Annotated in this window: 8 protein-coding genes; 2 read left to right on the top strand and 6 right to left on the bottom strand. The window is 49.7% G+C overall.

The window, feature by feature from the left end; genetic code table 11:
- The first annotated feature begins 40 nt into the window (after nucleotides 1-40).
- The gene (locus tag KGP17_RS01655) at nucleotides 41-649 is read left to right on the top strand and encodes a LuxR C-terminal-related transcriptional regulator (RefSeq protein ID WP_223498745.1); all 609 of its coding nucleotides are present in this window, start codon (nucleotides 41-43) and stop codon (nucleotides 647-649) included.
- 328 nt (nucleotides 650-977) lie between these two features.
- Entirely contained in the window at nucleotides 978-1,907 is a 930-nt protein-coding gene (locus KGP17_RS01660; protein WP_059199497.1) for a LysR substrate-binding domain-containing protein, read from the top strand.
- A gap of 140 nt (nucleotides 1,908-2,047) precedes the next feature.
- Here KGP17_RS01660 and KGP17_RS01665 read toward each other — a convergent pair whose 3' ends face one another.
- From KGP17_RS01665 to KGP17_RS01690, 6 genes are all read right to left on the bottom strand, one after another.
- Nucleotides 2,048-3,076 (bottom strand): hypothetical protein, encoded by a 1,029-nt coding sequence (locus KGP17_RS01665; protein ID WP_155621697.1) that lies wholly within the window; start codon nucleotides 3,074-3,076, stop codon nucleotides 2,048-2,050.
- Nucleotides 3,077-3,161: 85 nt separating this feature from the next.
- Nucleotides 3,162-3,659 (bottom strand): hypothetical protein, encoded by a 498-nt coding sequence (locus KGP17_RS01670; protein ID WP_196482503.1) that lies wholly within the window; start codon nucleotides 3,657-3,659, stop codon nucleotides 3,162-3,164.
- A gap of 50 nt (nucleotides 3,660-3,709) precedes the next feature.
- On the bottom strand, nucleotides 3,710-4,381 hold the full coding sequence (locus KGP17_RS01675; protein WP_223498746.1) for a hypothetical protein: 672 nt from the start codon (nucleotides 4,379-4,381) through the stop codon (nucleotides 3,710-3,712).
- Nucleotides 4,350-5,030, bottom strand: coding sequence for a pilus assembly protein (locus KGP17_RS01680; protein WP_371822169.1), 681 nt, complete (start codon nucleotides 5,028-5,030; stop codon nucleotides 4,350-4,352). The genes KGP17_RS01675 and KGP17_RS01680 overlap by 32 nt, the downstream gene beginning before the upstream one ends.
- A gap of 71 nt (nucleotides 5,031-5,101) precedes the next feature.
- On the bottom strand, nucleotides 5,102-7,222 hold the full coding sequence (locus tag KGP17_RS01685; RefSeq protein ID WP_223498748.1) for a TcfC E-set like domain-containing protein: 2,121 nt from the start codon (nucleotides 7,220-7,222) through the stop codon (nucleotides 5,102-5,104).
- Between the two features lie 468 nt (nucleotides 7,223-7,690).
- Entirely contained in the window at nucleotides 7,691-8,188 is a 498-nt protein-coding gene (locus KGP17_RS01690; protein ID WP_059199502.1) for a CS1 type fimbrial major subunit, read from the bottom strand.
- Nucleotides 8,189-8,298: the final 110 nt, after the last annotated feature.

An 8,298-nucleotide genomic window follows, 5' to 3' on the forward strand; every position in this document is an offset into this window, starting at 1 on the left:
GGTCGTTGTACAATGTTCCTGTAATTTTATGCGAGCAGGGTTGGAAGCATTAATTAAAGAGACGGATTTATCGGTCTCTCTTGATATTGTAGACAGTAGCGGTAGTTTTTCAGAATGCGAGGGCGCTTTAAACGTCTTGCCGGTAGTGAATTTAGTCATCCTAACGGTCTGTAACCGTGATTATAACCTGACCTCACTGTTGCAACTTGTTGGAGAACGTTTGCCGAAAATGCATCCCAACAGCAAAGTGATACTGATAGGTGATATAGCCGATGTCAACCCACTAAAATGTTACTTTAGTGGGTTGAGAAACGTCAGTATGATACTGGATAAGGCAATAACGATTGATGAGTTAAGTAGGGAATTGCTGAGCACGAGCGTGAATAAAGAGTCAGGTTTCGGAAAACGTTCCACAATGCTTACACCGCGTGAATTAGAGATTCTGCGCATGCTGCTGGATGGTGACACCGCGAGAAAGATAGCTGACGACTTGAAACTAAATTTCAGAACAGTAAGCCATCATAAACGTGCAGCCTTGGCCAAGCTGGGGGTTCGTTCATTATGCCCCTTGGTGAATCTGATGGGGAAAAGAAAATATAACAAGAGCGCTTCGCCTTGGGAGAGGGTATTGGGTCAAATTAGTCTGTAAGCGATATAGCAAATCGAGTCGTAAAGTAAGATAAATTCATGGATATAAAAGGGAAGGAAAACAGCATAATGCTGGTGGTAGTTCGTTACTGATGCATTAACGGCCTGTGCCTTAATTCATTACCCACCAATCTTGTGGGACGTTGCCATATCGGCATCAGGATAAGTCATCAATATCTCGCTTTATCTTGTCATTGCCTGTTTTTAACTAAGATAAAAACGAATTAATAGCAGCGTCGTTCCCTGACCGGTTTTGTCTTAAGAGGGTTTTATGTCCCTATAATGGAATATAAAAATCAATAATATAGTGAGAAACAGATATCATCATTATGAAAAATCTGCCCAAACCTAACCAGCTTAAAGTGTTCCAGTCGATTATCGAACACGGGAGTTTTCGGGCTGCAGCCAAAGCCCTGCATCAGACTCAGCCTGCATTGACACAATCAATGAATGAACTTGAGAAAATGTTAGGCACTCCACTTCTGATGCGTGGGCCGCGTGGCGTGGTACTGACCGAAGCAGGTAAACTTTTTGAGCCCCGAGTTCAATTGGTGTTGAAAGAGTTAGAGCGCGCAGTCAATGAAGCAAAGCAGCTTAGTGCCACCTCTCAGGGAACCATTGAGTTGGGGAGTTCGTCGTTACCCTTTTTTACCATGTTGCCAGCGGCAATCCAGCGTTTTAATAAACGCTTTCCGCAGGTCAACATCAATCTCACAGAAGGCCAAATTTCTGAGCTATTACCTGCCCTGCGAGGGGGAGAATTAGACTTCGTCATCGGTGCAACGTCGCCGGAAACGATCCTGGCTAGCGAATTTATTGAAGAGCCATTCTTTACCACTCCTTTTGCCGTGGTGGCACACCGAGATCATCCATTGGCCAAGAGTACCTCGTTGAGTCAGCTCAAACAGGCCAAATGGTATTTACCCACGGCGAAAATAGGTTACTTCGGTGAACTTGATGCACTGCTGTTCCCCGAAGGGGAAGAGAACACGCAGACCATTATTCGGGGGGACACGGCGGCCATCACGTTGCAGATGGTAATGAATGCTGGCTTTTTGACCGTGGCCGCGAAAGAGATGCTTCGGGTACCTTATCTAAGCCAGCAGTTGTGCATGATTCCGATCGAAGAGCAGTTGCCCGATGCGTCCTACAGTTTTATCTATTCTCATCGTTTACCGTTGACGATGCATGCCAGGACCATGATAGATAAACTGCAAAGGGAATGTAAGATCTATCCTTGGTCTAGTGAGGTTGAATAATCAATGGCTTTACCCGTCGTCCTTCAAGTTGCCGCAGTGGTGACTAGCCGCAACTTGAAGTGACATGAGGATAAATCGTTCCGATTCCCCATCTGGGGTTTGTTAATAATCAATAAAAACTAGATAAAGTGAACATTGAGTTATGCTTTGGGGCTGATGATAAAATTTAGGCTACCCGTGTGCATCCCTTCTTTCGTCGCCGCGCTTTTAAACAGGTTGATCTTTGGCGTCCAACACATCTGGCTACGATCAGGAGTACTACTGGCAGTCTGCGTCAATGTGATGTATTTAGCGCTTGCCGTCGGGAAACTGAAGTTGTTTGCGGCCATCCCGTCGTTGCTGGCCAACTGCAGGTTATAAAACAACTGGCTAGCCGTGCCTTGTAGGGAAAATAAACTACGTCCCCCCTGTATGCTTGAGGTATTTGTTACGCTTAACGCATAGGTTTTATTTTTTACTCCTGCCGTTACATAGTTGATACACAGATTATTGCTGGCGATATTCTTAACTGATGCGGCATAACCGTTTCCCGCTACAGTAATATCGGGTAAATTGCTCAAATCAAGAGTGTCCAGTTGCCACACGGCTGAGCTCATGCTGAATACTGGTTCTGGTATATCAACATCTTCAGTCCTAGGTAGATCCGTCATGGAAAGCATGCAGCCAATAGCTGAAATATAAACCACACTGGTCTGAGCCCCACCACTCTGTCCAGAACCACTCATGTTTTCGGTTGTAAGACGGCCTCGTAAACCAGGATAAGCTCCCGCAGTATCCGTAGTGAAGTCGATGGAAACAGGCGAACTGAATTGAATTATGCTAGCGTTAGGAATACCAAAAAAACTTAATAGACGAGTGCCTATATTGTTACCGATACTTGCCTGGGTGGAGACATTACTAAAAGAAGTCGTTGAGTTACCTTGTGCATTAACCGCAAGGTTAGAACCTATCGTTGTGGGGACCTCTACATAAAAGTTGCTTCGAATAGATGTACTTGCCCCTGCCACAGGTGTTACTACGTAGTTGAATTTTGCCTGCCATTTATTCGTGCCCAGTTTGGTAATAGAGCAGTCAGTGATGGTTTGATTATAGGTAATCGCCATTGCGTGCGTGCTTAATGCCAGCAGAGAGCAAGCCATCAAGCGGGATAAGGTTACTATTATTTTCATATCTCTCTCGCGATTAGCGCGTAAGCTTTCAATTGATTTTTCAACTCACGCCATTGCTGTATTCGCAAGGGCGTTTTAGTTTTCCTTAAACTTTAACTTCAAACATCATTATCAGTTTACCGACGTAATTGCCCGATATTTTCCCCAGCACACCTGTAGGCTGGCGAGCGGAGACGGAAAGCAGATAGCTGCCCGTCGAGATGCCTCCTACCTGTGTAGGATTTCTGAAATCTACCGGCGTAGCACCCAGTGGTTTTAGCGTGGTTGCGTTGCTGCCAAACCCGACTTGTTCGGTGGTAAAAGCCAGCGCGGCGTCGGTTTCATGATTCATTATTAGCGGATTAACCAATGAGACCCTAAAGTCTTGTCCATTGCGGATGCTCACCTGAACCGGTACCTGAGCCTGATAGCGCGTGATGTCACTGCCCACGCTGTTGCTGAGTGTTAACATGTCATACCAGCCACCGCCCGGTTTCTCTACCGTGATCTGAACCAGATTGGTGAGGGTAATGCTGATGGGCACGCTGCCCAGCGTGGTGTCAGCAGCATATACCGTGCTCCCTGTCAGCAGTAAGACTGCCATTATTGCCTGCTGCCATAACTTCATGCTGTTCATCCCTTTATTGTCTGCTCTCATTTGCTGCACTGAAGGCTGAAGGGCTTGTTCTGCACATTACCACTCAATGTGCTCCCTGCCATTTGCCTTGGTGTGCCGGGGTAGACATTAAAATCATCCACGGCTTGGCCATTCAGCTTCAGTTCGCTGAATGCTACTCGCACCGTGCCGGTGGCCTGCAACTGTAGACTGCTGGCTTCACAACTGTGCTGCCAGGTAGCAACCTGCTTAACCGGCAACTGGCGTACCAGGCCGTTAAACCCCAGGCTGACCAACATTACATTGTCTCGGGTACCGCTAATGCTGGCTTTTTGCTGGGGAATAACCGCCAGGCGGTACACCCTCTCTCTTTCCGGCGTTTTTAGCGCCGTTAACTGCACCGGTTTCTGCTGGCGTGGTCCCAGCGAGAGTTTGAATGGTGCAGCATACAGATAAGGATCTTTGCTCATCCCCAGAGGTATCAACTGCTCCTCATCGATAGGCACGCCGGGATTACCGATCTCAAACAGAGTGATGCCAACAAATTCCGGCGAATCGCCGGTGTTGCTGACCTGTACCAGCGCCTGTTCACCCTGCATCTCAACAATTTTCGGGCTGATATCAATCAGCGCCTGTGCCGCCCCCAAAGGGAGGAAGTACAGCAGTAATCCTGTGACTTCACGGGCAACGGATGTCAAACGGCTGGCCATCGGCGTTTCCTTTCAGGGTTTTCACCGGGAACACCAATGGTGTGCCCGGGAATACTTTTTGTTCCTCTGACATATTGCCTGCCGGGCTCGCTTGCAACTGCTTGAACAACGAGTGCACGCTACCACTGGACGTCAGTTGCAGACCGGCTGCTGTGCATTGATGGCTCCAGGCCCGGGTCTGTCCCCCTGACGAAGGCAAGTGATGGACCAAAACGCCATAAGCCACACCGAAGGTCAGTGGAGCGCTGATTTTTTCTTTGTTTTCATCTCCTACCACCTTGATGCTGGACACCGGGACGATATACAGCCGGTAGAGCGTCTCTCTGGCGGGCGCTTTCAACGCGACCAGATTGATATCGCGTTTCTGGCCTGGCCCCAGCGTCAGTTTGGCCGGGCTGGCCATCATCTCAGGCACGGTGATGTCGCCAATGGCTGTCTTGCGCTCCTGGGTCTCGCCAGGGTTCTCGACACGCATCAGATCCACCTTCAGGTAAAGTGGCTTATCGCCGAGGTTGCTGACCTGTACGTTACGAGGTTGCTGCCCCTCAACGGTGCTGCGCGCAGGCATCACCATCAGTTGGCCATCAGCATGAGCCAGGTAACTTAGAGCCAGAAGGCTGACTACCACCGCAGACTGCAATTGTTTAATCATGGTTTTCCTTATTCATTCCCGTCAATTCTTCGCTGTTCCCGCAGGCGACATCCTCAGGGAGATTCGTTTCAACCTGCTATACAGAGATAGCGTTTATCTTTTGGTTTGGTCATGTCGCAGCGGTATCGCCCCTGCTTACCTGTCACGGTGATTTCTTTAATCAACGTCGTGGACGCCAGTGAGAACAAGCCATTCGGATAGACCGTATCACCTGTCTCGCTTACCGTGCCGCTCACCGGCCCCCCATGGTTGTTGACCAGGAAGCCGTTATACAGCAGGTTCATTTCCACCTCGGCTTGTACCGGATACACCTGCCCAGGGTGAGCGCGTACCACGTTGGCGGGCAGACGAATATTCATGTCCATGTCAGCATCTACCGACTGCGCCTGGGCAAAAGTCACGTCCTGATAGCTGGCCAATGGCACCGCATAGGTACTGCCACCACCAACCGGATTGCCTTCCACCTTGAAGCCATATTTCGCGTCACCCAGTTTTGGGGTACGAACCAGCATAGCGGCACCACTCGGGCTGGTGCGCCCCAAGGCAAATCCATCCTGGCTTGCGGCAAACATGCCGTTGTAGTTGAAGCTGCCGCTGGTGATGTGGTCGTCGACCCCAACGCGTAAAGAAGCATCCCCACGGGTGCCGTTGCGGCGGGCGTTCAAGCCAACCGCGTTGGTGCGGCCAACGTCACTGAAGTCAATACCGGCGGTGGTGGTACCGGTGCTGTCCTCAAATTCACGGGTGTAACTCCCACCGGTATAGAGTTTGCCGTTGTTGTAGGCGGCGTTCAGGGTGCCGGTATTGCGGTCCAGCATGATGGTGGTATTCAGGTACAGCCCGTAATTGTTGCTGCTGTTGTCATAGCCACCTTTCTGCACACCCATGGCGATCACCGCCCAAACCCCGTTGCCACGCCAGTTCCAGGTACTCTGTAACTGATGTCGTTCGCTGTTGCTATAGCGGCTGTAGTTGTAGCCCAGGCGGGTCGGGCCGAACTGTCGGCTATAGCCAAATGCGGTGCTGTTGTTAGCCGGGTAGAACTCGGATACCGCGGTATTCTGGTACTGCGAGGCGGTCAGGTACCCCAATTGCTGGTTGCCTGCGCTCAGGCTGGCGTAGCCACCAACGCGTTTTTCCCCGGCCATCACGCCCACGGTCGGCGTCACTTCCATGTCTGCGACTTGCATTGGTCGGGTGAGGTTATGCTCCATCGCCCAACGGTTGCCGGTCCCTTTTAGCAGTGCGCTGCTGGCCGCAAACCAGTTGGTCTGAAAGCTGGCACCTGCGCTGAGGAGGCTTTTCTCTGTATCAAGCTCTTTACCCAGCGTGACATACCAGCCAGTGCTGCCGCCGTAATTGATATTGGCAATCTGTTGGTTCTCACTGCTCACCACTTGGCCGCTGCGATTGACCAATCGAACCTCGACGCTATAGAAGCCGCCGGGCAACTGGTTATAGTCAATCTCGTTACGACCGATCACCGCTGGCAGACGGCGGATAAGACGGCCATCACGATAGAACTCGTAGTCACCGTCAGCGGTAGCGAACAGCACCATCTTGCCGGCGGACTGGTTGTCGCGCTTCAGGTTGTCCTGGCTGCCCAAGGTGACAAACTGGTCAAAGCTCGGGTTGAGTGACGTGCTGACGCTACCAGCGGCGGTATCGCGGCTGTCCTGACGGCCACTGCGCAGGTAGGTATTGGCGAAATTCTTCTGCAAATACCAGGTACTGATGCCCTGATCGGTGGTCCGAGTATCGAAATTTTTGCTGTCGTTGTAATACCAGCTCAGGTAGCCATAGCTCTGTGAAGGCAGACCAAGATAACCCTGACCGAAGGCGGAGACAGCACGGTATTCGTTGGACGCAGTGCGCACATCCAGCGATTGATTGTGGATGAAGCCCATCATGGTCCGGGGCTGTACGTAACGCTTGCTGCCATCGGTGATAGTCAGTGACTGCTTGACCTTATCGAGCGAGACGGTTTGACCCTTGACGGTATAGTCACAACCGTTGGGACAGACCGCATAAGGTATCTGTGCCAGTACCTTGTTCAGTAACTCGATCTGCTCGGTTGAAATCCCATTTTGGCGATACAGCGCCTCATCAAAAGTAAGCCGATTTTGCTGGGCAGACCAACGGACTGGGCCAGGTAAGGGAGTGCTGTCGAGGGTGGCGAGAAATTGCATGGAGGAATCCTGCTCGGCTTCAGAGAAGCCGGCGGGCACCTGATATTCAATTTGAGCTCCCTCAGCATAAATGGCTGCTGACGGAGTCAATAATAATAAACCTGTTGCCCATCCTGGGATACATTTGCCCATCTTATATTCCATATATAGAGACTCAACAACACGGCCAGTAACCTATTATTAATTTTTTGATTTTAATAATTAATAAGCCACATCCTATCTATTTCTTTTACTAGATGTACAGAAAGCTTCCGTTATAAAAACAGAAGATGGCGTTCTTCGTATGCTATTAGGGTTATCCGCAGATAACCCTAGTTTTATTACGAAATTAAGCGTCATTTAACACTTTACGATATCGACTCTACAATAATTCGAGTTGCCTGAAAGTGGCATACTGTCTCCCCCAAGAATGAGCGAGCAACAACCGTCGACACAGAGGCAACTAGACGTATGAAGAGGACAGCGTTATTAAGCCTTTGGCTCGAACAACATGACCAGATCGCCCTGGTATGAACCATTGGTGCTACCGGTTGCATTGGTTGGCGCCTTGGCATCAATTTTCAGGGTATAGGTGTTGTCATATCCACCAGGAGCGGTAGTGGTTTGCATCACTTTCAGCGGGGTACCCTGAACGACGGTTTTACCTGCAAAACTGACCACTACGTTAGACAACTGGGCACCATCAGCACGGTTGATAGTCAGTGGTTGAACCAGAGATACGTTGACTTCGTTGTCGGTGGTGTAAACGCGCACTGGCAGATCGTTAGAAGCAAACTCAGTCTGGGTATAATCTTTGGCAAACAATTCTTCCTTGTCATACCAGGTGCTACCGTCTGGCTTAGAAACAAAAATAGCATCGTTGATGTTAGCTACGATGGTAATTTCTTTTTTTACGCCATTGGCGGCATGTGCCATACCGGCCGACAGCAGAGCGGTAGCAACAACAGACAGAAGGATCTTTTTCATGGTGACTTTCCTTATTATTAAAACTAACAGACGTCCTTGTCATCAAGGATCGCTTTGAATTGCCTGTTCAAACCAAACAGGGTGAAAAAAACCCTTATTAAAGGATTGTT

Origin of the sequence: Serratia sp. JSRIV001 (assembly GCF_019968745.1) — a bacterium.
Taxonomy (GTDB): domain Bacteria; phylum Pseudomonadota; class Gammaproteobacteria; order Enterobacterales; family Enterobacteriaceae; genus Chania; species Chania fonticola_B.

What these genes read in the sequence shown, in the direction of transcription:
- KGP17_RS01660 (WP_059199497.1), top strand. Translation starts at nt 978, where the DNA reads ATGAAAAATCTGCCCAAACCTAACCAGCTTAAAGTGTTCCAGTCGATT.
- KGP17_RS01665 (WP_155621697.1), bottom strand. Translation starts at nt 3,076, where the DNA reads ATGAAAATAATAGTAACCTTATCCCGCTTGATGGCTTGCTCTCTGCTG.
- KGP17_RS01670 (WP_196482503.1), bottom strand. Translation starts at nt 3,659, where the DNA reads ATGGCAGTCTTACTGCTGACAGGGAGCACGGTATATGCTGCTGACACC.
- KGP17_RS01675 (WP_223498746.1), bottom strand. Translation starts at nt 4,381, where the DNA reads ATGGCCAGCCGTTTGACATCCGTTGCCCGTGAAGTCACAGGATTACTG.
- KGP17_RS01685 (WP_223498748.1), bottom strand. Translation starts at nt 7,222, where the DNA reads ATGCAATTTCTCGCCACCCTCGACAGCACTCCCTTACCTGGCCCAGTC.
- KGP17_RS01690 (WP_059199502.1), bottom strand. Translation starts at nt 8,188, where the DNA reads ATGAAAAAGATCCTTCTGTCTGTTGTTGCTACCGCTCTGCTGTCGGCC.